Genomic DNA, 25,109 nt, shown 5'->3' with positions numbered 1-25,109 from the left:
TATACACGAAAAGACCGCTGCAACCATGTGCAGCGGTCCTGTCAGATTTTATTCAGATTATAGCGGGTCGTTGAACCGGTCACGGCTTGCAGGGTCGACCGTGTCATCAAGCAGCGAGCGGTCATCCGTGGCGGCCGATTCGTCGGTCCGCGTACGCCCAGTTGTGAACGTCGTCTCATCTGCCAGTCTGCCTCCCGTCGTGAAGCCCGTGTCTTCAACGCTGGCATTGCGGTCAACGAGTACAAGGATCTTTCCTTCGTTAAAGTATGTCTCGTAACGCTCTGCCTCGTCTTCAGGCACGCCCATGCCGATCAGTGCGCCGGCAAGTCCGCCGACGCCCGCGCCTGCTGCCGCACCAGTGAGTCCGGCAACGACAGGACCTGCAGCGACAATCGGCCCGATACCCGGGATCGCCAGTGCCCCGAGGCCGGCAAGCACGCCGCCGAGGCCGCCCAGTACGCCGCCTGTCGCAGCACCCGTCGCTGCGCCTTCAGCAGCCTGTGTGCCGGTCTCATCCTGGATCGCTTCCACATCATCATTGTTTTTCGAGATGACGGAAATGTCGTCTGTGCTGTAACCCTGGCGTTTCAGATCCTCGATTGCATCGATTGCTTGCTGTTCGTTGTCGTAATAACCTACTACTCTACGTTCAGTCATTTTCCTAACGCCTCCTTTAGCAGTCTAGTCTGAGATTACCCGCTGAACAGGAGGCTAAACACCGAAAGCCGCCCGCAAAAGCGGACGGCCTTCCCTTAAATGGCTTATTGGAATAACACGAAACGCATGTAATCGCGCCAGTCATGGGCTTTCCATTCTTCTTTGGACGGCCACTCCAGCGGCATCGGAAGGATGACGGCAGGAGGCGAGACATTCCGGTCATAGATCGGGCCCGTAATCACGAAGTCACCCGCATACAGGTTGTCCGTGATGACGCTCTGCCCTTTCCAGTCAAACGGTGTGATGACCGGGACGCTTACTGCATAGCCTTCGCCGTCGATGACCGTGGCGATCGCTTCGTCCCTGTACTTGCCGCTGAGGGCGGCCGTCTTCACCGCGACCGCGTCGAACGCCTCTTCCGTGTAGATGACGGCGTTGACATTGTTTGCGAACGGAAGCGTGCCGACGTCCTCATTCGGCAGGATCCGCACCTCGTAGTAAGCCAGCGGATTGCTGACATCCTGTTTGTCGAGATCACGGTAGGTGTCGAGCCATTTCGACTCCGGGGCCTCGACTTCAGAGACCGAATACACACTGCCTTCGATGGCGGCATCAAGGCCGGGCGCCTGGATGAACACGCGATCCCCCTGCTGGATGTCCTGCCACTCCTCGCCTGCGGCATACGTCAGGATCGTCCGCTCGGATGAATAGACATCTACGGCCAGCTGCTCACCCTGCCGGTGGACCTTGGCCACAGTCCCTTCAACCGGGCTGACCAGTGAAGGGGATTCCCCGCTTTGCTCCAGCTGGGCCTCAACGACCGTCAGCTGTCGCCGGATGTCCGCAAGCTGGTTTTCCACTGCGGTGATGGCATGGGCATAGGCCCCTTCCTGCGGAACGTCGACATTGACATCGACGCTCAGGTCGACAATCGGGCTGTCGCTATCGGTGCCGCTGTTGCCAAACCGTTCATTCGTGTTGGAGTTGGAACCGGACTGCGCAGAGCGGCGTTCCCGCTCCAGCTGGCTCAGTGTGGACTCCAGCTCACGTTCCTGGGCTTCAAGCGCACTCTGTTCGGACTGCCAGACCGATCGCTGGCCTTCCATCCGGCCCGCGTCCAGCTTTGCGATCGGCTGGCCCGCCGTGACCGGCTCCCCTTCCTTGACGAGCCATTCTTCAACAGTGGCATCACCATCGACATACGCCGTGTAGACCGTATCCGGAACGACGAACGCCTCCTTGGGCAGTTTATCTGCATAGTCCGCGGCGACCATGCGCTCTGTTTCAGGCGCATAGACATATTTCGGAATCAGGCTCTTCTGGCCGTACAGCAGCATGAGGTTCGTTGCGATAAAAGCGGTGACGGCAACCGCCACGGCGATATTCCCCAGCTTATTCAACCGACCCACCTCCTCCGAAAAGTTCCGTGAACAGCCGCTCCGCCGGAATCATCCCATAAAGGGACACGGCAAGCGCCATGAGCACCTGGAGGCCGAGAAGGATCCACAAAAGGCTCCGGCCGGCTTCCGGCAGCAGCTGGCGGATAAACCGGAACTGGTAGGCCACGACAAGCGCGGTCCCGACACTTAGCTGGTTCAGGAAGTAGATCAGGAACGGATACGTCAGGAATGTCGATGCAAGCGGGCCGAATGACAGCGGCGAAACCGGCGTAGCCGCTCCGCCGGTCAGGAAGATCGCAAACACGACCGCTTTCTCGAGGAGCAGGATCGCTGTCACGAACAGCTGCAGAACAATGAGCTTCCGGTATTCGGCATTTGTCAGCTTATGTAGGATGAACGCGACGCCATACACATGGAACGCCGTATAAAGGACAGACCAGAGGATCGCGGCTGCGAGTGACAGGATCCGCCTGAGGGCGAACGTTTCCTCCGCCCCGGCCACGGCGATCGGCGTGAGGCCCCGTGACCCGATGCCCCACATGTCCATCAGGGCATACAGGACGGCTGCGGAGATGAACAGCCCGGCCACCCGCCATCGGAAGCCTTTCATCGCGCTCCCGTCCATCCGGTCCGTCAGTTCCCGCTGATTCAGCAGGAAACGCCAGAATTTGAATTCAAAGAACATACATCCATATCCCTTCAAGCCCGATAGGTTAATAGCTTACACCCTTCAACTTTACCAAATTAAAGCCGTTTTGTAACCATCCAAACGACACAGGACGAGCGGATTATCTGTCAAAAAGTGCGTTTATTCGGCAGGAAAATGGGTAGGGTGTTGCGGAGCCGGGGAGAAGGCGCTGTCATGGAAGGGACGCTGACGTATTGGAGTGAGACGTTGACATACTGGCCAAAACGACCGCCCAATGCCAAGAACCCGCCGTAGACCTCACGGCGGGTTCTTTAAAATTCATCTATTTTATAAAGTTCCGTTCAACTGTCCGGTCAGATGGTGGAAGAGGTCCCGGTCTCCTTGTTCGAGCGCGCGGTCGATCAGGTTCAGCAGGTTCATCCGTTCAAGTTCTTCGATCAGGTTTTCCGCTTCACCGGGTTCGAGCAGCAGCGGGTCATTTTCCATAATGTCCGCCCCCTGCAGGATTTCTTTGAGATGGGTATGGATATCTGATATGAGCAGCAACTGATAAAGCGGGAGGCGGATGAAGCGGCTGCCTTTCTGGAAAACAAAGATGTCACCGAGGTTTTCGACTTGAAGGTTTTGGAGGTTGATGTGGATTTCTTTCCCCTCCGCCGGAATGAAATGAAAAAGCTCTTCACCTTTTTTGATCGTGAAGTACTGATACTCAAAGACCAACTTCACCTTCGCCTGTTCCTGCGTAACGTAAAATGGCTTCATTCTTTGGATGTGCAGCATGGGGCTCCCTCCTTTTCTAAATATTCCGTTATCAACAGTTTACCATAATTATATGAAAGCGCATACAAAATAATCCGGGCTTGAGGCCCGGTGTCTTTTTTATTCGCTGCGTCCCGGACTTTTCGGGCTCTTTTTTCGGGACCGCCGGCTGCCGTGCACGAAGAAGCCGAAGCCGTCTTCCCCGAATTCCATGACATAGGACGACAGGAATGCGTGTCCGGTCTCCCGGAAAAGCTGATGATCTTCGGCGGGCTTGTGAAAGACGATGACCTGCTCGGCGAAATCCATGCTCACATTGCTCAGGCGGAACGGGCCATAATCCATCCCCGGCAGACGGATGTAATCTCCGTCTCCTTCCATGACCACCTTATAGCCGGTCTCCCCTCCTCCCTTCCTTTCAATCAGCCGCCACTTCCCCGGCCTGATCCCGTCTTTTTTTCCGGTTAACCTGATTTCGTACCGTGTCATCGCGCACACTCCTTTCGTCACCATTTCATTGTTATCATCATATTTACAATATTCGTTAATTTATAGACTTAAATCGACAAAATGATGATTTACAATCAACATTTTGTTGATTAATCCGGATGCTCACCTTCCAACCGTTATTTTGGGTCCATGAACGGCCCAAAGGGGGAATGGGATCGTGGCGATCCAGGATAAATTCAGGGAATACCGTGAAGATGTGCTCGGCATCAAGCAGAGAGAAATGGCTTACCGGCTTGGTGTGGAACCGGCCGTGCTGTCCAACTATGAGCTCGGGAAGCGGGACTTCCCGAATGACCTGCTCGTCAAGGCGAAGGAAGTGTTCGGTATGACCGATGAGCAATTCCTCGCCATGATGCTCGGCAGGCCATACGGCGCAGGGGGACGGGACACGGCCCGGCTGCTCGAGGAGGCCCGGGAGGCACAGGCACGCTATTACGCCTCGTTTGCAAGATCCTATGGTGAAGTGATCGAGCAATCGGGCGAGCTGCGGGAGCTGATCTCCTTTGTCTCCGGGCAGGATCCCAAAACACGGAAAGAGATGCTGTCGGTGACCAGGCGAATGCTGGACATCTTCAAAGACATGAACCGCAGCGGACACTCTTAAGAGAATCGGCGGTCCCTCCGTTTACGATTGTTTCCAGGCATCGTATAATGGAGGGACAGCCTTTTTTAGTTTATCGGATTTTCTGGCGTGCGGCTTTGCCGCCACGCAGGAAATCACCCCATAGAAAGCGGTGTTTTCATTGATCGATCAGCTTACGGAAGTCGCCGATATATATAGAACGGAAATAATGGATGCAATGGAGCAGCAAAAACGGCTGCCTGTCACGCACGAAGTGAGGGAACGGCGGTTCCGTCAGGCGGCGATGATGGTCCGCAACGACTGGCTGCGGCTTCTCCAGTCCGACCAGACCGGAATCGTCCGGTTTGCCTTCCCCGGCTACCCTCAGCCGGAAGCGGAAATCCGCCTGTACAATCCGCGGGCGGTATGCAGTGTCCACGGCGACAAGGGATGCGAGCATACGACGGCCGCCTATTTCGCGCTTTACCAGCGCTTCGCCTCGCTGTCGGAGTGGCTGGCGGAATGGCGCCAGTCGGCAACCCAGACCGCCGCTCCGTCACGGACTGCGGAAAAGACGCCGGAAGCGTGGCGGGAGGTGTTCGATCAGCTCACGGGCACCTTCCCTTCGATCGGGGACAATGTCCCGTTCCATATGATTTCCTCTGCAGTCACGCTCTACCGCCAGCAGGTGCGGGAGGCGGAGCCGCTCGAGCAGGAATGGAAGCCGCTTTTCCGCCTGTATTCCGGGCTGTTCGGCCTGCGTGCAGTCACTGCCGGCGCGCCGGCGGGCGGTTTCTCGATCGGTTATGACCGGTGGCAGTACGGGCGCCTGCTCGATCAGCTTACAGACGGCATCCGGGACGAGCTGAAGCTACTTTCCACCAGCCGCCGCCTGTTCGCTGCCGACCCGTTTTATCATGATCTGGAGGAACTGATCCGGACACTGACCCTTTCCGCTGAAAATGCCCAGGGCCGGTGGCTGTCCGTCTACCGTGAGATGTGGGAATCGCTTTTCAGCGGAAGCGATGCCAGGCAGCGTGAGCTCGGTACGCTTCGAAGGATGAATGAGGAAGGCGAAAAGCCGCCTGCCCTCCGGCTCATGACCGCTTATCTGGAAGTGCTGTCAGGCGTTCCGGCCACGGGCCTGGATGCCCCGCTTTCAGAAAACGATCTGCCGCTTTTCCCTTCCTATCTGGACATGGCATCCAGCCTTGCGGAAAACGGCCATGCCGATGAAGCACGGAATCTCCTCATGTCGCTTGTTCCTCAAATCGGGAACTATATGGAATCCGTATCGTTCCTCGACCAGCGCACCGCGGCCGGGAGACTGGCCGACCTTTGCCGGGAGACGGACGTGCCCGATGAAACGGCGGCAGACATCCTGTTCCGCTGCGGCAGCGCCGCGGAAGCCGAGTATGCGGAATTCCTTCTCAGCCGCGACCACTACCGGGAATGGGCGGCGTACCATCACCTGAACCGTTCCAGCCTTGAGCGGATTGAACGGACCGGGCTAAAGACGATGATCGACGAAGCCCCGATGGAAGCCATTTTCCTCATGAACGTCCATGTGGAAGAGCAGATCGCCCAGAAAAGCCGGCAAAACTACCGGGAAGCCGTCCGGATCCTGAAAAAGATGAAACGCGCCGCGAAAAAAGCCGGACGGGCCGAATGGTGGTCCGGCTACGTCGGAGCACTGCGGCGTCGCCACCAGCGGCTCCGCGCACTCATGGAAGAACTGGAGAAAGGGGGACTGCTGTCATGAAGCCGCTCACACTGAACCGCGACATCCGCCTGTCCGTCAGCGAATCGCCGGACGGAGGATTTCTGCTTGCAGGGTTTGACGGTTCCGGCGACTTTATCGGAAGCCGGCCTCTGAAGGAGCTGCTCTTTTTCAGCCATACGCGCTCTTATATGGGCCTGCTGATCGAGGACAGGGACGGCGCGGTCCGGGCAGGAAGCCGTGAAATTGTCGAGTCGTTCGGAGATCCTCATCCGTTTGTCCGTTTTCTCGGGAAGTCGGATGAAGACGAGCAGTGGATCGGCATCTTCAAAGAAGCCGCATCCATTTACCGGGAACCGGGACTGCCCCGGATCATCGGGGCTCCGGACGGTTCGCTGAAGGTCGCGGAAGGCGTCTCCGAGGAAGCCGCCCGCCTCCTTGGCCGGGTCTTTTCCGAAATTCTGGCCGAGGGCGGCATTGGGCAGGACCGCCTGGAAGACGTCATTCGCTTCCGCCGGTCGGAGGCTTCCGAAGCAACGGACGTTCCCCTTCCCTTCCGCATGGCGCTCCGGCTGTCGGAACCCGAAGATGAGGATGGCGGATGGATGCTGGAGAGCATCCTCGTGAATCCGAAAACCGGCACGCATTGGACACCGGCTGCCGCGAAGGTCGCAAAGCCTCCATCAGAGTCACTGCCGAAAAAGTGGAAGCCCTTTGCCGGCACGGTTTCCGGAATGCAGACCAGAATCCGGACCGTCCTCTCCGTGGACGATGGCGGCGGGGACGGCTCGTTTATTGCTTTCCCGCTCGAAGACCATGAAGTCCGGGAATTCCTGAAAGACGATCTGCCGCTCCTGCAGGCGCTGGATATCGACGTCATCCTTCCCGGCTGGCTCCGGGAAGCCGCGGAACGGCGTGTGCGTGTGCGCGCCTCCGCTTCGGCCGGTTCATCCGGCAATGCCCGCCTGGACGACGCGCTCAGCTTCAACTGGACGTTTTCCCTCGGAGGTGCTGATATTCCCGCAGAACAGTTCAAGCAGCTCGTCGAGGAAAAGCGCGAGTTCATCCGCGCGGGCGACGAATGGTTCCGGCTGGATGCCGCCTGGCTCGCACGCATCCGCGAAATGATGGAGACAGCCGAGAAAAGCGGCTGGACCGTCAAGGACCTCCTGTTCCGGGACCTCGAAGAAGAGATCGGCGCGGGACGCCCCGAACCGGAAGACGAGGACGAAGACGATCCGCTGTTTGACTTCCTCCTCCAGCATTCTCTCAAAGATGCGGTCGAGCGGATCCGCAGCAAGGAAGGCATCCCGGAAACACCTGTACCCAGGGGACTGCAAGCTGAACTCCGGCCCTATCAGCAGAAAGGGTTCGACTGGCTCATCTTTATGCGGGAACACGGATTCGGTGCGGTTCTGGCGGACGACATGGGGCTCGGCAAGACGGTTCAGCTGATCGCCTATCTGCTCCATGCCAGGGAATCCGGAACGGCGGAAGCCCCTTCCCTCATCATCTGCCCGACGTCGGTCATCGGAAACTGGCAAAAAGAGCTCCAGCGGTTCGCCCCGGAACATCCGGTCCTCGTCCACTACGGCACTTCCCGCCTGAAGGGCGATGAACTGGAAGCCGCACTGGGTGCGCTCGGCAACGGGCTTGTCCTGACGACGTACGGCACGTTCATGCAGGACCATGAGGAACTGACGGCGATGGAATGGGATGCGGTCTCGCTGGACGAGGCGCAGAACATCAAGAACATGCAGACCAAGCAGTCCAGGGCTGTCCGGAAGCTCAGGGGCCGGCACCACATCGCCCTGACCGGCACGCCGATCGAAAACCGGCTCGCGGAACTGTGGGCGATCTTCGACTTTATCCATCGGGGCTATCTCGGCCGCTTCTCGGAGTTCCAGGAAGCGTTCATCAGTCCGATTGAGCGCGACGGCTCGGAAAAGCAGATGCAGCGGCTTCGTGCGAAGATCTCCCCGTTCCTTCTCCGGCGGACCAAATCCGATCCTTCGCTCAAGCTCAACCTTCCCGACAAGCTCGAGGAAAACGAGTTCGTGCCGCTCACCGAGGAGCAGGCCGCGCTTTATGAAGGCTATATCGGCGAGACGAAGGCGGCTCTCATGGAAGCGGAAGGCTTCCGCAGGCGCGGCATCATCCTGAAGATGCTCAGCCGCCTCAAACAGCTCTGCAACCATCCTGCGCTGTTCCTGAAAGAGCCGTTCGCCGAGCCGGACGAGATGCTCGCCCGCTCCAAGAAACTTGAGCGGATCATGACGCTCACCGCGGATATTGTCGACAGCGGCGAACAGGTGCTCATCTTCACCCAGTACATCGGAATGGGCGAACTGATCCGCCACTGCCTGTCCAGTCTTTATGACATCGAAGCGCCGTTCCTGACCGGCAGCATGCCGAAGGGCCGCCGAGACAGCCTTGTCGAGGAATTCCAGGCAGGCGGCTTCCCGGTGTTTATCCTGTCGCTGAAGGCCGGCGGCACCGGACTGAATCTCACGGCCGCCAACCATGTGCTCCACGCGGACCGGTGGTGGAACCCGGCCGTCGAAAACCAGGCGACCGACCGGGCCTACCGGATCGGACAGGACCGCTTTGTGCACGTGCGCAAATTCGTGACGATCGGCACGATCGAGGAAAAGATCGACAAGATGATTGCCGAAAAAGCTGCCCTATCCGCCGACCTGATCCAGTCCGGCGCCTGGATCACGGAACTCACCGACGAAGAGCTGAACGACCTGTTCTCGATCGGGTAAATCGTTGATGATTTTTTGAGGTTGATTATCTTGCATGAGACGTTGATTATCTTGAATGAGACGTTGATTATCTTGCATGAAACGTTGATTATCTGATCATTTAACAGCTCGCTGTCCCTATGTAGCAGACGGCCCGGCCACCCCCATGGCCGGGCCGTCTTTATCCTGTATCCTCCACCATTTTTCACTCATTCATCGCTTCATGACGAATTTCAGAATGTCCGATTCCTGCCAATGACGATCACTCAGCTTTTTCTCCAGATAAATGACGCGCTCGTTGAGGTGGGCGACGATCCGGATCAGCTGTTCAATCTGCTGCTCGGTCCTGCCGAGCTGTTGCTCGATGTGCTCCATGCCATTAGGTCCTTTCTGAAAGGTGGCGTTTCCAAATCAAAGGATGGGTGTGAGATGGTCCCAAAGGGGCCGGTTCCCGGGCTTTCCGGCGTTGCGGTCCCGCCGGATTCCCGGGTCATGGCCGGATGGGTTCTTCCTGTTCTTCTTTTTTCCGGTTTTCGAATACCAGCTCGGGCGGAAGGGTCTGCCCCCTGCCGGCCGGGCTTCCGTGGCGTTCATGATGGGTGTCCTGCGTAACCCTTTCTTCCGGCCCGGCGTTCTGATACGGTCCGGCACTTGTTCCTTCCGCATTGTCCCCGTTCGGACTGTCGGCCACAACAGTCGTGCGGGCAGGCGGTTTTGTCGCAAGGAAACGGACTTCCTCGCTCACCACTTCCGTAACATACACCCGGTTCCCGTCCTTTTCATAGGACCTGGACTGAAGGCGGCCTCCGATGCTGACAAGCGATCCCTTGCCGCAATACTTCACCGTATTGACTGCAGCCTTTCCCCAGGCCGTGCACAAAACGAAATCCGCGTCATTGTCCCGGTCATTCCTGAACCTCCGGTTGACGGCCAGCACAAAGCTGGTCTGGACCCGCCCTTCCGAGAGATTCTTCAGTTCGGGATCCTTCGTGAGACGCCCGACCAATGCCACCTGATTCAATGGTTCACCTCCTTCACTGTGGTTGAGCCCAGCATACCCGACCCGGGACGGACGAGGCAAAACGCCAATTTTGAAGAATGGACGCGTTTTTTGCCGCAAAATTGATTTTTGCGCTACGGACATTCTTTGATGCGACCAGGCAAGCCCTTGTCATTCCAATGTTTCCCGGACACTTCCCTGACTCCCCAAATTTCAATTTTGGTAGTTTCCGAAAGAATTTTCGGGCAGGTTCCCGTATGGTATACTGGGCGTACGAAAATACAGGGGGCGAAGGTCTGTGAAATCGTTTAAACTGCTGTCGGTCGGTTTTGAGAAGGACGGGGAATTTTTTTCCTGCCCGCTTGTCGACGGAATCATCATTAATGAAGAAAACAGCCGCCGCTCCTGGATCCTCGAGATGTTCATTGATAAGGAACACAAGCCGGTGTTTGATGAATGGCTTGAATCGGGTGAAGTCCTGAACGCCAAGGCGGTCATTTCCTACCCGGAAAACGAACCTGCCGGATTCCGGCTTGCGGTCTATGCCGTAAAGGAAATCGGCGACCATATCTCAATTCTTCTGAAAGGCCCGCTGAAGCGGGTCCGCTCCCAGTACGCCGAACACCTCCTCGAGGAGCTGATCGCCGAAGGGCTGCAGGGAGACGAAATGCTCGACCGTTTCAGGACGGACATGAAAAACCGGCCGCAGCTGAAGCGCGACCGGGATAAACAAAACTCTTGATCGGGCCGCCTCCCCGGGCGGCTCTATTTTTTCATGACAAAACCCGGCCGGGCGCTTGCCCGGGCCGGGTTCTTCGTTATTGGCCTCCGCCCATGCCGCCGCCGTTGCCGGCGCCGCCATTACCGTTGCGGTCAAGATCGTCTTCCATGATCTCTTCCCGCTCGTTCACATCGGTTCCGCCGCCGTCATCATTGCCGAACTCACCGAACCCCGGACCCGTGCCGTCAGGGTCGACCGTGCCGTTCGTGCCTTCTCCGTTCATTCCGTCACCGTTGCCGTTTCCATTGCCATTACCGTTGCCATTGCCGTTGTTGTCGAACATCTCATCAGTGCCTTCCTGGATGTCCTCCATCGGTGTCTCGTTGTCCGCAGGGAGTGCGTCCTCGTTGTTCCCGTTGCACCCCGCAAGCACGACAGCGGTGGCAAACAGTGCCGGTGCCGCTTTTTTCAGCATATAAAAATCCTCCCCTCCGGCTGTTGTGCGAGGTTTCCGCACGGCCGTCCGGACGGCCGCTCTGCCTCGGACATCACGCAGGCCTGCGCGATGTCCTTAGCTTGGCCGTTTGGGGAGGAACGATGATAAAATTCTCATTTCCTATTTCCGCCTGCGCTTCCCGTATGAAGCGGACTTTCCTGCACATGCTAAGTGCCAGTCAGGCTTCAGATTCTTCGGCTTTCGGGCCGATGGCGAACAGGATATCCGCTTCGCAGGCGATTTCGCCGTCGACGCGGGCGATGGCATGTCCCTTGCCCATCGTGCCCCGGAGACGCGTCAGCTCGACTTCGAGCTCCAGGCGGTCACCCGGTTTTACCTGACGCTTGAACCGGCAGTTGTCGATCCCGGTGAAAAACGCCAGCCTGCCAGCATTATCTTCAATAGAAAGCACTGCCGTTGCACCGACCTGCGCAAGCGCCTCAACGATCAGGACGCCCGGCATGACCGGATAGCCGGGAAAATGCCCATTAAAGAAATCTTCATTGATGGTCACGTTCTTATAGCCGGCCGCACGCTTGCCCTCTTCCAGCTCCGTAATGCGGTCGACCAGAAGAAACGGATAGCGGTGAGGCAGGATTGCCTGAATCTGTTCTGTCGTCAACATATGTGTTCCTCCTTCAATATGGCCTGCCTGACGGCGGTCATACATCGCCTTTGATCATTTTCCAAATATGCTGCCAGGTCTCCGGCTTCAGTGCATCAAGTGCCTTGCCGTCACCGATGACCCCGTAGCCGAACATCACGCCGAGCACTGCCGCAATCACGACGCCGAGCAGGAACAGCAGTACGCGCAGCCAGATCGGGATGAGCCGGATCTGGACCCAGCGCCCCACTTCCTGCTTCCCGTCCTTTTCCGCGCCTTTTGCTGCCGGCTTCTTTCTGGCAGCGGCACGCGCCTTTTCCCGCTCCGCGGTCCTGTTCGTCGCCCTGAACACTTTGTTTCCCGTGTGTTCAGCTGACGGGACAGCTGCTGCGGCGGTTTTGCCCCGTCCGCCTGCTTTCTGCCGCTCGGCCGTCCGGTTGGTTGCACGGAATTTGCGCTCATCGCCTGAGCGGCTGCTTGTCCGGCCCCGCTTGCCGGTATTCTGTTCGAGCTTTTGTTTTCCAGTCATTGCAATCTCCCTAATCCATGCACTGATTTAGCCTTTGACGAATACCGGCCGCTGGCGGTCCAGCATGATGCCTGTTCCAGTCACGACACAGCCGAGCGGATCGTCTGCCAGATAGACCGGCACCTTCACCTGCTCGGACAGCAGGCCGTCGATTCCTTGCAGCAGCGCGCCTCCTCCGGTCAGTATGATGCCCCGGTCGATAATGTCCGCCGACAGCTCCGGAGGCGTCTTCTCCAGGACGTTCTTTGCGCCCTGGACGATCGTCATCACCGATTCCCGGATCGCCCCGGCTATTTTGTGCGAATCCACCGTGACGGCGCGTGGAAGGCCGCTGACGAGGTCCCTGCCGCGGATGTCGATCGTCTTTTTTTCAGAACCCGGAAGCGCCGTACCGATTTCTTTTTTGATCAGCTCCGCTGTCGGTTCCCCGATCAGCAGCTGCTCATGTTTCTTGATGTATTGCAGAATATCCGCATCGAACGTGTTTCCGCCGATTTTGACGGACTGGCTGGTGACGATCCCGCCCATCGACAGGACCGCAATATCGGTCGTGCCGCCGCCGATGTCGATAATCATGTTGCCGCTCGGCTGGAAGATATCCATCCCGGCTCCGATTGCGGCCACCTTCGGCTCTTCTTCTATGTACACACGGCGCGCGCCCGATTTAAGTGCCGCATCCTGGATCGCCTTTTGCTCGACCGTGGTCACTTCGACCGGACAGCAGATCAGGATCCTCGGTTTCCGGAGAAACCCCTTCACGCCGAGACGGTCGATGAATTTGGTCAGCATGGCTTCAGTCATGTCAAAATCGGCGATGACGCCGTCTTTCAGCGGACGGATGGTCTGGATGGTTCCCGGCGCACGGCCGAGCATCCGGTATGCCTCGTCCCCGACTGCCAGAACCTGTTTTGTTTTCGGATCGATTGCGACGACCGACGGCTCGTTCAGCACGACGCCGCTGCCCTTCACGTGGATCAGTGTGTTCGACGTGCCGAGATCGATTCCGATATCCCTGTAGAACATATCCGTGCTCCTTCCGTCCGTCTCCCGTACGTTTTTCTGTCTTGTCCCATTTTATCATAGCGGCCGGACAATGAACATACGGGATTCACGGCCCCCGGCCCATGAAAAAAGCGCCCCGGCGGTCCGGCAGAATGCCGGACGCGGACCGCTTTTTCAGGATTTCGGGGACGCCGGTTCCTTGCACCCTTCCGATCCGGTGCGCGTGCGGCGCCACTTGTCGCGTGTCGCCTCACCCCCGCGCAGGTGCCGGATCGCCTTGTGATAGGCGAGCACCTCCGCGACTTCACGCGCGAGCTCTCCATCCACATTCGGGAGCCGCTCCGTCAGATCCTTATGGACGGTGCTTTTGGAATATCCCGTCGATCGGGCAAGCGCCCGGACGGTCGCCCTCGTCTCCAGCAGCAATTCCCCCAACTTCAGGCATCGGCGCCGGATATGTTCGTGCACGTTCTCTTCCTTTCCTCATGTAGGAACGCTTTTCACAACATATGCCGCCGCGCGCGGATTCAGACCGGATGAAGGAAAATCGGCTTTGGGAAGAAAGGCGGAGACGGCCATTTTCGGGCAGGCCGTCAGGAAGGGGGAACCGGAACGGAAAGCAGGCCGGCAACTTTCATCTCCCACGGAAACGGGAAAACCGGACAGTCCGACTCTTGGTCGGCTGTCCGGCTCGATTCAGAATGCCAGGAAATTGCCCGGGTTGACGGCGACACCGTCTTTCTTCACTTCGAACAGCAGGTGATTGCCTGCAGTCGGGTTCCACTCGTTGGCGGCAGTGGTGGCGATCGTCTCGCCCTGCGCGACCTGGTCACCCTTTTCAACGGTGATGCCTGTTACCGAGCCGTAGCTTGTTGTCAGGCCGTCCGCATGCTTGATGGTGACCTTGTTGCCCATGAACTCATCGACCACTACATCTTCCACCGTTCCGCTAAGCGCCGCCTTCACTTCGAACGGCTCATCACCGTTGGAGAGTGTCACGCCGCTGTTCGTCACGTACGTCTGATTAAAGACAAGAAGGGCTTTCTCGCGCTGCTCTGAATCTGCTTCCATGTCATAGTATTCCTGGAGCACGGATACACCGTCGAGAAGCGCCTCATCGAACGGGAACTTCATCGTTTCGTTCGAAGCATTGGTTTCCACCGTGACGTCTCCGGCTCCGCCTGTAGGGCCGGACTGCGATACTTCAGCCTTTTCACCTGCATCGTCATTTGTTACTGCCTGATAGGTCCAGACCATCCCTACGAATAAGACCGCGAATCCTGAATAGATGGCCGGCCACAACCAGCTTTTGCGATTCTTGTTCTTCTGAGAAGGATTATTCGGTTTCTCTTCTCTCATTATCATCACCTCAACCGCATTGTTGGCAGGTTAAGGGGATTTTAAACACTCCGGATCGTCCGCTTCCAATTTTTTTATTGTCGTTCCCTCATAATAGTGGAATAAAATCTTTTCCGCGGGCCATCCTTCGCGCGCGTAGGCTTCTGCCCCGTACTGGCTCATGCCGACGCCGTGGCCATAGCCCTTCGTGAATACATGAACGATTTTCTTGACGGGATCGTAGGCGATGTCAAAATCCGTGGAGCGGAGACCCAGCTTTTCCCGCATCTCCCGGCCTTCCATCGTAAAACCGTTTGCCTCCGCCTGCTGGACGCGTCCCGTCTCGTTCCTTTTCAGGCGGAGCGTCCCGAACTTGGCCGTATTCCAGTCTCCCCCGAGCTTCTTGTTCCATTGGCTGAGCGTGAATGTCTCCGAATCCTCGAATCTCGGAGATACATCAGCATCCTCGGGGCTTTCGACGCTGCGAAGATACGGGATGTCCGTTCCTCCGTAATTCTTCGCTGTTTCGGTTTTTCCGTTGCTGGTGGAGTGGAACATGGCGGAGATGAGCTCCCCTTCATGGATCAGAACTTTGCCTTCCGTCTCGGTCACCGCTTCCCTCACTTTCTGCTCTTTATCCGGAAAGTCCTTGTCCCACTCTTTTTTCCGCTCCGCCTCAGGCTTGTACACCTGATGGGCGGTGTCTTTGCGGATCGCTTCCTTGCCGCCTGATGTGACGCGGAGCGCGTAGGTGCGCGCGGCGATCGCCTGCGCCTTCAGCGCTTCCTTGCTGAATCCTGCCGGCATCTCGCCCGAGACCACTCCGACAACGTACTCCTCGAGCGGCACGGGCTCAGGCTCGCCCTCGACAGTCAGGAAAACCTCGCAGGCCGCTCCTGCTTCCGGGGCCTGGGCCTCTTCCGGACCGGTCTCGGCAGGCGGCTTGTCCACTGCCGTACCTTCCGTTTTCTTAAGCAGGATCGGCATGCTGAACAGAAAAATGATCAGTCCGAGTGCAATCAACTTTTTCATACCCGATTCTATGTGCCCGGCGGAAGAGATATGAAAAAGCGGACCGGCACAAAGCCGGTCCGCTTTCATTATAGATAGATAAGGATAAGATGATTGCATGATTGGCGTTGGCGCCGGCAGTGCCGGACTTCCGCGATATGCAGGAGGGCTGGCTCCGCCCTCCCGAAGGATCATACCAGTTCCTTTTCCTTTTCGTCTGCTGTTTCATCGTCGTTCACACGGATGATATCCGCTCCGAGCTGTGCAAGCTTCCCATGGAAGTCGACATAGCCACGGTCAAGGTGGATGAGTTCCGTGACGCGTGTGATGCCCTCTGCAGCAAGGCCTGCCAGGATCAGCGCAGCCGCGGCACGCAGGTCAGTGGCCGCCACTTCGGCACCCTGCAGGCTGGACGGGCCGTTCATGATGACGGAACGTCCTTCGATCTTGACGTTTGCGTTCATGCGGCGGAATTCCTCCACATGCATAAAGCGGTTTTCAAACACGGTCTCTGTAAGGACACCGGTGCCTTCCGCAGTCAGCATCAGTGCCATCACCTGCGACTGCATGTCTGTCGGGAAGCCCGGATACGGCATCGTCTTGATGTCGACCGAACGGAGCGGCTTTTCAGCGCGGATGCGCAGACCGGCGTCGGTGTCATCAATCTCGATGTTCATTTCCTTAAGCTTCGCGATCAGCGCGGCATTGTGTTCAGGCACCGCATTCTCGATGATGACATCACCTTTCGTGATCGCCGCGGCGACCATGAACGTGCCGGTTTCGATGCGGTCCGGGATGATGTGGTGGGTTGCGCCGCGGAGCGACCTGACGCCCTCAATGCGGATCGTGTCCGTACCGGCACCGATGATGCGTCCGCCCATTTCGTTGATGTAGTTCGCGAGGTCGACAATTTCCGGCTCCTTCGCCGCGTTTTCAAGAATTGTCGTCCCTTCCGCCAGTGCAGCCGCGGACATGATGTTCTCCGTCGCCCCGACACTCGGGAAGTCCAGGTAAATGCGCGCGCCCTTCAGGCGGCCGTCCACTTTCGCCTCAACAAATCCGTTGCCCGTCTTGATCTTGGCACCCATTGCCTCGAAGCCTTTCAGATGCTGCTCGATCGGGCGGGAGCCGATTGCGCAGCCGCCCGGCTGTGCAACGCGCGCATATCCGTTGCGTGCAAGCAGCGGCCCCATGACGAGGATGGATGCCCGCATCTTGCGGACATACTCGAACTGCGCCTCACTGGACAGCGGGGCGGATGCGTCGATCCGCACTTCGTTGCGCTCCGCATCAAAGTCGACCTTCGCGTTCAGGCTCCTCAATACTTCATTGATGGTGTATACATCCGTCAGAATAGGGACATCCTTGATGATGTTCGTCCCTTCCGTTGAAAGGAGTGCCGCAGCAAGAACCGGAAGTACCGCATTCTTTGCTCCTTCGACACGAACCGACCCTTTCAGCGGCCGACCACCCTTAACAATAATTTTCTCCAATATAAGTCCCTCCGGCTTCTCTCTCGTATCCATGTGATCCATGATCTGATTTTCAGTTGTATCGTCAGGTGCGGCCCGCTTATAAAGCCCTGTAAACCGGCATTCCGCGGGTCCGTAATAAAATCACAAACCATTAACAGTTTACAATGCTTCCGGCTCCGTTTCAAGAATTGAGCCGGCAAGCTGGCACTGACGATCGCCAATTGTACACATATTCTTCATACTATACGTCGAACCTTGGGTTTTTGTGTCGGTAAGCGCCCACCGGCCGGTACGGGTCTTCTTACCTAATTTGTTCATTCCCTATGAAATTTGTGTCAAACAGCTTTCTGCCTTTTTTATGTTCTGTCCCTCATGGACGGAGGCAGGAACAGGCATCCGGTTGCTCCGCGCGCCCGTCCATGAAGGACAGCCCTCAGCCTATGAGGCCGGGTAGCTGCCTTGACCAATAGGATATGTCCAGGAAGAAATTCGATACAGCCGATCCGATGGCGATACTTAGCAGAATATACAGGAGCTGTGCCTGGAACACCTTGTTTTTCCGGATCCAGCTTTCGGGCATGATCGCCTGCAATGCGTAAAACGCGATGGCGATAAAGAAAATATGGGAAATCAGCCCTGTGACGGACTGGAAGGCAAAATATTGGTCCATCTCCTCGTTCCGCCTTTCTGTATGGATTCTTATCCGGATTCAGCACTTTTGGTCCTTCATGTCATTCATGTTCAAACGTTGAAAAAATGAAAAGAAAGCGGGCAGATCAGTTCTGCCCGCTTTTCTTTGTGATGATATCGTTAGATTTTGCCTTTCGCGACGTCCAAACGGTTCATCGCGCGTCTGAGTGCCAACTCTGCACGTTTGGCATCCAGGTCCTCCTGCTTTTGCTGAAGACGTTCCTCGGCACGCTTTTTCGCCTCGATGGCGCGTGCAGTGTCGATGTCTTCCGCAAGCTCGGCGGACTGGGCGAGGATCGTGACCTGATCCGGACGGACTTCCAGGAATCCGCCGCTGACCGCCACACGTTCAGTGGACGAGTCTTTGTTCAGGCGGACGGCGCCGATTTCAAGCGGCGCGACCATCGGGATGTGGCCCGGGAGGATCCCCAGTTCACCAGTCGTTGTGACTGCGATGATCATGTTCGCATCCGAATCATATACCGGACCGTCGGGAGTGACGATATTCACTTTGATTGTGCTCATGCTTTTCCCTCCTGGTCAGGATAATCAGACTTCTACGCCCATTTCCTTCGCTTTCTCGATAACTTCCTCGATGCGCCCGACAAGACGGAAGGCATCTTCAGGAAGGTGGTCGTAGCGGCCTTCAAGGATTTCCTTGAAGCCTTTGACCGTTTCCGCTACCGGCACATAAGAACCTTTCTGGCCCGTAAACTGCTCGGCAACGTGGAAGTTCTGGGAAAGGAAGAACTGGATACGGCGCGCGCGGTCGACGACCAGCTTGTCTTCGTCGCCGAGCTCGTCCATACCGAGGATCGCGATGATGTCCTGGAGCTCGCGGTAGCGCTGGAGCGTCTGCTGGACTTGTGTCGCGACTTCGTAGTGCTCTTCGCCGACGATTTCAGGGGAAAGCGCACGGGAAGAGGAAGCCAGCGGGTCAACCGCAGGGTAGATCCCCATCTCCGAGAGCTTACGCTCAAGGTTTGTCGTAGCGTCGAGGTGGGCGAATGTTGTCGCAGGAGCCGGGTCAGTGTAGTCATCGGCAGGGACATAGATCGCCTGGATCGATGTGACGGACCCTTTGTTTGTGGATGTGATCCGCTCCTGGAGTTTGCCCATCTCGGTTGCCAGCGTCGGCTGGTAACCAACCGCAGAAGGCATGCGGCCGAGAAGGGCCGATACTTCGGAACCGGCCTGTGTGAACCGGAAGATGTTGTCGATGAAGAGAAGAACGTCCGCGCCTTTTTCATCACGGAAGTATTCAGCCATCGTCAGGCCTGTCAGAGCAACACGCATACGTGCGCCCGGCGGCTCGTTCATCTGGCCGAAGACCATTGCCGTCTTCTTGATAACGCCGGAGTCGGACATCTCGAAGTAGAGGTCATTCCCTTCACGGGTACGTTCGCCGACACCCGCGAAGACGGAAATACCGCCGTGCTCCTGTGCGATGTTGTTGATGAGTTCCTGGATGAGGACTGTCTTGCCGACACCCGCACCGCCGAACAGGCCGATCTTGCCGCCCTTGATGTAAGGAGCGAGCAGGTCGACAACCTTGATGCCCGTTTCGAGGATTTCGACGTCTGTCGTCAGTTCCTCGAATTTCGGGGAATCGCGGTGGATGGCGTCACGGCGTTCGGATGCAGGGATTTCCTCGTTCAGGTCGATCGTGTCTCCAAGAACGTTGAAGACACGGCCGAGCGTTACGTCTCCGACAGGAACCGAAATCGGTGCGCCTGTGTCGGTGACAGCCGCTCCGCGCTGAAGGCCGTCCGTGGAGGACATGGCGATCGTGCGGACGGAGTCGTCGCCCAAGTGAAGGGCAACTTCAAGCGTCAGTGTTTGCGCCTCTTCGTTCGGGCGCGCAATCTGGACTGTAAGGGCATTGTAGATCTCAGGCATGTTGTCGCCGTCGAATTTTACGTCGACGACCGGACCCATGACCTGGAGGACATGTCCTTGGTTCATGCTGTTCCCTCCTGTCTGTATGCTGCGGGAGCCATGCACGGACAGGGCCGGCGCTTATTCCAGCGCCGCGACCCCGCCGACGATCTCCGTGATTTCCTGGGTGATCGCTGCCTGGCGCGCACGGTTGAATGAAAGTGTCAAATCGTCGATCAGTTCCTTCGCGTTGTCGGTCGCCGCCTTCATCGCGGTCATCGACGAAGCGTGCTCGGAAGCCTTGCCGTCAAGCAGGGCGCCGTACATCAGGCTTTCCGCGTATTGCGGGAGGAGCACTTCGAGGATGGCTTCCGCGGAAGGTTCGAACTCGTACGAAGCAGTCGATTTCATCGAAGAGAGGTCAGTCAGCGGAAGGACCTTTTTCTCGGTCACTTCCTGGCTGATCGCACTCACAAAGTGGTTGTAGTACATGTACAGCTCATCGTACTCACCGTCGATGAATTTGCCGACCGCTTCACGCGTGATGTCTTTGATCTCGGCAAAGGTCGGGTGATCCGAAACGCCGATGACGCTCTGGATCACGTTATATCCGAGCTTGTTAAAGAAATCAACGCCGTTGCGTCCGATGGAAAGGATGACGACTTCATCTTTGGATGTGTGCCGTTCACGGATTTTGCCGAGAGCCGCCTTCAGGACGTGGGAGTTATAGGCTCCGACAAGTCCCCGGTCGGAAGTAATGACGAGATAGGCGGTCTTTTTGACCGGCCGGCTCTCGAGCATCGGGTGTGTCGCGTCCGGTGCGCCGGCCGCGATCGCCCCGATCACTTCCTGGATCTTCTCCATATACGGGTTGAACGACTTCGCGTTCAGTTCCGCCTTGCTCAGCTTGGAAGCCGATACCATGTGCATCGCCTTCGTGATCTGGCTCGTCTTTTTCGTGGAGTTGATCCGGCTCTGGATTTCGCGCAATGATGCCATCGGTTGTTCACCACCTTCTCGTTATTGGATCTGCCGGAACTCAGTCTTCGGAGCGGACGAATGTTTTCTTGAATGCGTCAAGAGCTGCTGTCATTTCTTCATCAGCCGGAAGAGCTTTTGTTGTGCGGATATGATCCAGTACGTTCGTGTGGTTGCTGTCGAGCCAGCTCAGGAATTCCGCTTCAAAACGGCGGATGTCCTGGACAGGGATGTCATCAAGATGGCCGCGGGTCAGCGCGTAAAGGATCGCGACCTGCTTTTCGACTTTGATCGGCTTGTTGAGGTCCTGCTTCAGGACTTCAACCGTACGCGCACCGCGGTCGAGCTTCGCCTTGGTTGCGGCATCGAGGTCCGAGCCGAACTGTGCGAATGCTTCGAGTTCACGGTATGCAGCCAGGTCAAGACGGAGCGTACCGGCAACCTTCTTCATCGCCTTGATCTGCGCGGAACCGCCGACACGCGATACGGAAAGACCCGCGTTGATCGCCGGGCGGACACCCGAGAAGAACAGGTCGGACTGAAGGAAGATCTGTCCGTCGGTGATCGAGATGACGTTCGTCGGGATATAGGCGGAGATGTCCCCTGCCTGTGTCTCAACGAATGGCAGTGCCGTGATGGAGCCGCCGCCGAGGTCGTCGTTCAGCTTCGCTGCACGCTCAAGAAGGCGCGAGTGGAGGTAGAAGACGTCACCCGGGTAAGCTTCGCGGCCCGGAGGACGGCGGAGCAAGAGGGAAAGTTCACGGTAGGCAGCAGCCTGCTTGGACAGGTCATCGTAGACGATGAGTGCGTGCTTGCCCTGGAACATGAATTCTTCAGCCATCGTTACCCCTGCATAAGGCGCGAGGTAAAGAAGCGGTGCAGGGTCGGATGCGCCTGCGGAGACGACGATCGAGTAGTCGAGCGCGCCGTTTTTGCGGAGGGTTTCCACAAGGGCACGGACCGTCGATTCTTTTTGTCCGATCGCGACGTAGACACAAATCATGTCCTGGTCAGCCTGGTTGATGATCGTATCGACCGCAACCGTCGTTTTACCGGTCTGGCGGTCACCGATGATCAGTTCCCGCTGTCCGCGGCCGATCGGAACAAGTGCGTCGATCGCCTTGATACCGGTCTGGAGCGGCTCATCGACCGATTTACGTGCCATGACGCCTTGCGCCGGGCTTTCGATCGGGCGGGTTTTCGTTGTGTTGATCGGGCCGAGTCCGTCGATCGGCATGCCGAGCGGGTTCACGACGCGGCCGATCAGTTCTTCACCGACCGGAACTTCCATGATCCGGCCTGTGCGGCGGACTTCGTCGCCTTCCTTGATGTCCGTGAACGGTCCAAGGATGACGATACCGACGTTGTTTTCCTCGAGGTTCTGCGCCATGCCCATGACACCATTGGAGAACTCAAGGAGTTCACCGGCCATGACGTTATCGAGGCCATGCGCGCGTGCGATTCCGTCACCGATGGTGATAACGGTGCCGACATCGCTGACTTCCAACTCAGATTGGTAGTCCGCAATCTGCTGTTTGATGAGAGCGCTGATTTCTTCAGCTTTGATACTCATGCATGTCACCCCTTCATTTCAAAAGATTATGCATTCACGAGATCACGCTTGAGGTGATCCAGTTTTGTTCTGAGGCTGTTGTCGTAGATCCGGTTCCCGATACGGATGCGGAGTCCGCCGATCAGCGACGGGTCCACAATGTTCACGATGCGGAGGGACTGCTTGCCGACCTTGCCGGCGAATGCAGCGGAAAGCCCCTGCTGTTCCGTATCGGAGAGCGGCCGGGTGGAGTACACCTTGGCTTCCGCGATGCCTGCTGCTTCATCTACGAGGGAGATGAAGTCGTTCGCGACATTCACCGTCTCATTAAGTCGGCCTGCATCGGAAAGCACGTACAGTGTATTGAGCGTCAGCTGATCCGCGCCATCAAACAGCTTGGCCAGAAGCGCCTTTTTCTCCCGGTTCGAAAGTTTGGGGGAAGTCAGGAGCGTACGGAGTTCACGCGTCTCTGCGAATACCTTGCGGATCTCGCCCATTTCGGCGCTGACGACTTCCGTCTTCCCTTTTTCACGGGCCACTTCAAACAGCGCGAGCGCATAGCGCTTGGCTACAGTGGACTCGCTCATCGGCCTTCCCCTGCCTTCTGGATCGTCTCCTCGATGAGGGCACGGTTGTCCTCTTCAGAGACTTCCTTGCCAAGAACCTTCTCTGCCGCGAGGATGGACATCGAGACGAATTCTTCGCGAACGGCCTGGATGGCCTTTTCTTTCTCGTTTGCGATCTCTGCCGCTGCATTTTCTCTCAGGCGGGCTGCTTCCGCACGTGCAGTTTCCATGATCTCTGCGCGCTGGGCGTCACCCTGCTGCTTTGCGTTCTCCACAATCGCCTGTGCTTCAGTGCGCGCTTCTTTGAGGAGCGCACGCTGCTCTTCCAGCAGCTTGGCGGATTCGGCGCGGCTTTTTTCCGCTTCGTCGATTTCGGAAGCGATCAGTTCGGCGCGCTGGTCCATGATGCCCATAAGCGGGCCCCATGCGAATTTCTTGAGGAGAATCATGAGCAACGTGAAGAAGAAGAGCGTGGCGAGGATATCACCGGTGTTCAGTTTATCCAAAATTCCATCGCCGGCTGATGCCGCCAATACGAACTGGTCCAAAGACACGATTGTCTCACTCCCTTCGGAAACTAGGGAAGCCGGCGGACCGGCTCCCGTCAGATGGTATTGCTTTCAATATCCGTACATAAAGGAATGGCGAAGGGATTCAATAGATGCTCTTCGCCATTTTTGCATTGCCCTATAATTATCTGTTCATTACGATGAACGCGATAACGACAGCGATGATCGGAAGGGCCTCGACGAGTGCGACCCCGATGAACATGGTCGTCTGAAGGACGCCGCGCGCCTCTGGCTGACGTGCAATACCTTCTACTGTCTTGGAAACGATGAGACCGTTACCGATACCGGCGCCAAGTGCGCCCAATCCTACTGCGAGTGCTGCTGCAAGAAGACCCATTTTATAATTTCCTCCTAAAAAGTTGGTTTTGTTTTGTCGCCCGCTAAGCGGGAATTATATGATCAATGATCTGTCTGCACTTTGTGGGACATGTAGACCATCGACAACATAACGAAGATGAACGCCTGGATCGTCCCGATGAAGATCGAGAAGCCCTGCCAGGCCATTGCCGGGAGAATCGCACCGAGGAAGCCGCCGACGCCTGCAGTTGCGAGGCCGGCGAGGAGTCCGATGAGGATCTCACCCGCATAGATGTTTCCGTAAAGACGCAGACCGAGTGTCAGCGTGTTTGCGAATTCCTCGATGATCTTAAGCGGCGTCATGAAAGCGAGCGGCTTCGTGAATCCGAGGAGATAGTTCTTCACGCCTGTCATCTTGACGCCGTAGTAATGCGTCAGGACGAGCACCATGACCGCAAGGGTCATCGTGATAGTAGGATCCGCGGTCGGAGATTTCCACCAGAGCACGTGGTCGTACGCGATGGCGAATGGAAGACCGAGCATGTTCGCGACAAAGATGAACATGATGAGTGTCAGTGCAAGCAGATGGAACCGCCCGCCTGTTTTCCAGTCCATGTTGCTCTTGATGATCCCCTTGACGAAATCCATGACCCATTCCATGAAGTTCTGCATGCCTGTCGGCTTCAATTTCATGTTCCGGGTCGAGATGAACGCAATGAGGAAGACTATGAGGCATGTCACCGCCAACATGAGGATGTTCGACGGGTTGAACGTCAGCCCAAGAAATTCCCACTTGGGGTTTACGTGGTTCATTAAATGTTCACCTCTCTTTCCCCCCAGGATCCGGGTGTTTCAGTTGCGAGATGATCCGCTCCGCCAAAAGGAAGAGATATGGGATCATCAGGCCGATCACCGTGGCGATCAGATCGAATGTCTCCGGCAGTGAAACCGCGATGGCCGCGGCTGCGATGCCCGAGGCAAAGCGGAGTCCGGAGCCCAGTGAGGGCGCCTTTTTCCCATCCGCCAGGGCGCGGTCGAACCGTTCCATCCTCCTCGTGAGGATCCAGAAGTTATACAGACCGAAAAGGACCCCGAGGATCAACCCGGCAAACACAGTCGGCCATGGGGAGAATCCCCAACCGAGGGCGAGCAATGCAAGCAAAAAAAAGAGAGCCCTCTTCTGCCTATTATGGATTTGCCGTAAATTCTCCATTTTTCGAGGTCCTCCGCATCATGTATTCCGGACGGTTTCCGACTGTCGGAGCGAGTATGATAGAATGCAGTCAAAGCAAGTGCACAGACGCTGAAAACGCCTGAAACCCTTGTCATTCTTACCCTTAAAAAGCATACAATAGGGGTATTTTGATGTCAATTGATTCCCGTGAAATTATTCACAAGC

Annotated in this window: 29 protein-coding genes; 4 read left to right on the top strand and 25 right to left on the bottom strand. The window is 57.0% G+C overall.

The window, feature by feature from the left end; translation table 11 throughout:
• Positions 1–57: 57 nt before the first annotated feature.
• The 5 genes from C772_RS01200 to C772_RS01180 form a co-directional block, all read right to left on the bottom strand.
• On the bottom strand, positions 58–657 hold the full coding sequence (locus tag C772_RS01200; protein ID WP_008296692.1) for a general stress protein: 600 nt from the start codon (positions 655–657) through the stop codon (positions 58–60).
• Positions 658–761: 104 nt separating this feature from the next.
• Positions 762–2,057 carry an efflux RND transporter periplasmic adaptor subunit gene (locus C772_RS01195; RefSeq protein WP_008296690.1) on the bottom strand — a complete coding sequence of 432 codons (1,296 nt, stop codon included), beginning with the start codon at positions 2,055–2,057 and terminating at the stop codon, positions 762–764.
• Complete coding sequence (locus C772_RS01190; protein ID WP_008296688.1) at positions 2,050–2,742, bottom strand: hypothetical protein; 693 nt, start codon at positions 2,740–2,742, stop codon at positions 2,050–2,052. The genes C772_RS01195 and C772_RS01190 overlap by 8 nt, the downstream gene beginning before the upstream one ends.
• Before the next feature lie 291 nt (positions 2,743–3,033).
• Positions 3,034–3,486 (bottom strand): IDEAL domain-containing protein, encoded by a 453-nt coding sequence (locus tag C772_RS01185; protein WP_008296686.1) that lies wholly within the window; start codon positions 3,484–3,486, stop codon positions 3,034–3,036.
• Between the two features lie 99 nt (positions 3,487–3,585).
• Complete coding sequence (locus C772_RS01180) at positions 3,586–3,954, bottom strand: hypothetical protein (protein WP_008296684.1); 369 nt, start codon at positions 3,952–3,954, stop codon at positions 3,586–3,588.
• A gap of 178 nt (positions 3,955–4,132) precedes the next feature.
• On the opposite strand from C772_RS01180, the gene C772_RS01175 reads away from it, so the two are divergent.
• The 3 genes from C772_RS01175 to C772_RS01165 all read left to right on the top strand — a co-directional run bounded on the left by C772_RS01175 (position 4,133) and on the right by C772_RS01165 (position 9,025).
• Entirely contained in the window at positions 4,133–4,579 is a 447-nt protein-coding gene (locus C772_RS01175; protein ID WP_008296683.1) for a helix-turn-helix domain-containing protein, read from the top strand.
• A gap of 139 nt (positions 4,580–4,718) precedes the next feature.
• Positions 4,719–6,299 (top strand): hypothetical protein, encoded by a 1,581-nt coding sequence (locus tag C772_RS01170; RefSeq protein ID WP_035000997.1) that lies wholly within the window; start codon positions 4,719–4,721, stop codon positions 6,297–6,299.
• Positions 6,296–9,025 carry a DEAD/DEAH box helicase gene (locus C772_RS01165; protein WP_008296679.1) on the top strand — a complete coding sequence of 910 codons (2,730 nt, stop codon included), beginning with the start codon at positions 6,296–6,298 and terminating at the stop codon, positions 9,023–9,025. Before C772_RS01170 ends, C772_RS01165 begins: the two co-directional genes overlap by 4 nt.
• Before the next feature lie 192 nt (positions 9,026–9,217).
• Here the strand turns inward: C772_RS01165 and C772_RS16710 are convergent, their stop codons facing one another.
• Positions 9,218–9,379 (bottom strand): hypothetical protein, encoded by a 162-nt coding sequence (locus C772_RS16710; RefSeq protein ID WP_008296676.1) that lies wholly within the window; start codon positions 9,377–9,379, stop codon positions 9,218–9,220.
• Positions 9,380–9,494: 115 nt separating this feature from the next.
• Positions 9,495–10,016, bottom strand: coding sequence for a single-stranded DNA-binding protein (locus C772_RS16250; protein WP_235046358.1), 522 nt, complete (start codon positions 10,014–10,016; stop codon positions 9,495–9,497).
• A 286-nt stretch (positions 10,017–10,302) separates the two neighbouring features.
• Here C772_RS16250 and C772_RS01155 point away from each other — a divergent pair, with 286 nt between their 5' ends.
• Complete coding sequence (locus C772_RS01155) at positions 10,303–10,746, top strand: YwpF family protein (RefSeq protein WP_008296673.1); 444 nt, start codon at positions 10,303–10,305, stop codon at positions 10,744–10,746.
• A gap of 76 nt (positions 10,747–10,822) precedes the next feature.
• Here C772_RS01155 and C772_RS01150 read toward each other — a convergent pair whose 3' ends face one another.
• The 18 genes from C772_RS01150 to C772_RS01065 all read right to left on the bottom strand — a co-directional run bounded on the left by C772_RS01150 (position 10,823) and on the right by C772_RS01065 (position 24,923).
• Complete coding sequence (locus C772_RS01150; protein ID WP_008296672.1) at positions 10,823–11,200, bottom strand: hypothetical protein; 378 nt, start codon at positions 11,198–11,200, stop codon at positions 10,823–10,825.
• 199 nt (positions 11,201–11,399) lie between these two features.
• Positions 11,400–11,846: a 3-hydroxyacyl-ACP dehydratase FabZ gene (gene fabZ, locus C772_RS01145; RefSeq protein WP_008296671.1), complete on the bottom strand. Its 447-nt coding sequence runs from the start codon at positions 11,844–11,846 to the stop codon at positions 11,400–11,402.
• 37 nt (positions 11,847–11,883) lie between these two features.
• Positions 11,884–12,354, bottom strand: a complete 471-nt coding sequence (locus tag C772_RS16245) for a DNA-directed RNA polymerase subunit beta (RefSeq protein WP_008296669.1) — start codon at positions 12,352–12,354, stop codon at positions 11,884–11,886.
• Positions 12,355–12,381: 27 nt separating this feature from the next.
• A complete protein-coding gene (gene mreB / locus C772_RS01135) occupies positions 12,382–13,377 on the bottom strand; it encodes a rod shape-determining protein (protein ID WP_008296668.1) in 996 nt (331 codons plus the stop codon).
• 153 nt (positions 13,378–13,530) lie between these two features.
• Entirely contained in the window at positions 13,531–13,824 is a 294-nt protein-coding gene (locus C772_RS01130) for a sporulation transcriptional regulator SpoIIID (protein WP_008296667.1), read from the bottom strand.
• A gap of 228 nt (positions 13,825–14,052) precedes the next feature.
• The gene (locus tag C772_RS01125; RefSeq protein WP_008296666.1) at positions 14,053–14,715 is read right to left on the bottom strand and encodes a M23 family metallopeptidase; all 663 of its coding nucleotides are present in this window, start codon (positions 14,713–14,715) and stop codon (positions 14,053–14,055) included.
• 30 nt (positions 14,716–14,745) lie between these two features.
• Positions 14,746–15,726: a stage II sporulation protein D gene (gene spoIID, locus C772_RS01120; RefSeq protein ID WP_035001107.1), complete on the bottom strand. Its 981-nt coding sequence runs from the start codon at positions 15,724–15,726 to the stop codon at positions 14,746–14,748.
• 170 nt (positions 15,727–15,896) lie between these two features.
• Positions 15,897–17,198, bottom strand: a complete 1,302-nt coding sequence (gene murA, locus C772_RS01115) for a UDP-N-acetylglucosamine 1-carboxyvinyltransferase (protein WP_008296664.1) — start codon at positions 17,196–17,198, stop codon at positions 15,897–15,899.
• A gap of 415 nt (positions 17,199–17,613) precedes the next feature.
• Positions 17,614–17,850: a DUF1146 family protein gene (locus C772_RS01110; RefSeq protein WP_008296663.1), complete on the bottom strand. Its 237-nt coding sequence runs from the start codon at positions 17,848–17,850 to the stop codon at positions 17,614–17,616.
• Between the two features lie 140 nt (positions 17,851–17,990).
• The gene (locus C772_RS01105) at positions 17,991–18,395 is read right to left on the bottom strand and encodes a F0F1 ATP synthase subunit epsilon (protein WP_008296662.1); all 405 of its coding nucleotides are present in this window, start codon (positions 18,393–18,395) and stop codon (positions 17,991–17,993) included.
• A 24-nt stretch (positions 18,396–18,419) separates the two neighbouring features.
• Positions 18,420–19,835, bottom strand: a complete 1,416-nt coding sequence (gene atpD, locus C772_RS01100; protein ID WP_008296661.1) for a F0F1 ATP synthase subunit beta — start codon at positions 19,833–19,835, stop codon at positions 18,420–18,422.
• 54 nt (positions 19,836–19,889) lie between these two features.
• On the bottom strand, positions 19,890–20,747 hold the full coding sequence (atpG, locus tag C772_RS01095; RefSeq protein WP_008296660.1) for an ATP synthase F1 subunit gamma: 858 nt from the start codon (positions 20,745–20,747) through the stop codon (positions 19,890–19,892).
• A gap of 40 nt (positions 20,748–20,787) precedes the next feature.
• A complete protein-coding gene (gene atpA / locus C772_RS01090; protein WP_008296659.1) occupies positions 20,788–22,299 on the bottom strand; it encodes a F0F1 ATP synthase subunit alpha in 1,512 nt (503 codons plus the stop codon).
• Between the two features lie 26 nt (positions 22,300–22,325).
• Positions 22,326–22,865 (bottom strand): F0F1 ATP synthase subunit delta, encoded by a 540-nt coding sequence (locus C772_RS01085; RefSeq protein ID WP_008296658.1) that lies wholly within the window; start codon positions 22,863–22,865, stop codon positions 22,326–22,328.
• Positions 22,862–23,398 carry a F0F1 ATP synthase subunit B gene (gene atpF / locus C772_RS01080; RefSeq protein ID WP_008296657.1) on the bottom strand — a complete coding sequence of 179 codons (537 nt, stop codon included), beginning with the start codon at positions 23,396–23,398 and terminating at the stop codon, positions 22,862–22,864. The genes C772_RS01085 and atpF overlap by 4 nt, the downstream gene beginning before the upstream one ends.
• A 139-nt stretch (positions 23,399–23,537) precedes the next feature.
• On the bottom strand, positions 23,538–23,750 hold the full coding sequence (gene atpE, locus C772_RS01075) for a F0F1 ATP synthase subunit C (RefSeq protein ID WP_008296656.1): 213 nt from the start codon (positions 23,748–23,750) through the stop codon (positions 23,538–23,540).
• 62 nt (positions 23,751–23,812) lie between these two features.
• Positions 23,813–24,523 carry a F0F1 ATP synthase subunit A gene (atpB, locus tag C772_RS01070; protein ID WP_008296655.1) on the bottom strand — a complete coding sequence of 237 codons (711 nt, stop codon included), beginning with the start codon at positions 24,521–24,523 and terminating at the stop codon, positions 23,813–23,815.
• A 7-nt stretch (positions 24,524–24,530) separates the two neighbouring features.
• Entirely contained in the window at positions 24,531–24,923 is a 393-nt protein-coding gene (locus C772_RS01065; RefSeq protein WP_008296653.1) for an ATP synthase subunit I, read from the bottom strand.
• Positions 24,924–25,109: the final 186 nt, after the last annotated feature.

The organism is Bhargavaea cecembensis DSE10 (assembly GCF_000348905.1).
Taxonomy (GTDB): domain Bacteria; phylum Bacillota; class Bacilli; order Bacillales_A; family Planococcaceae; genus Bhargavaea; species Bhargavaea cecembensis.
The sequence above is the reverse complement of the archived record's forward strand: the minus strand, read 5'-3'. Positions and strand labels throughout refer to the sequence as shown.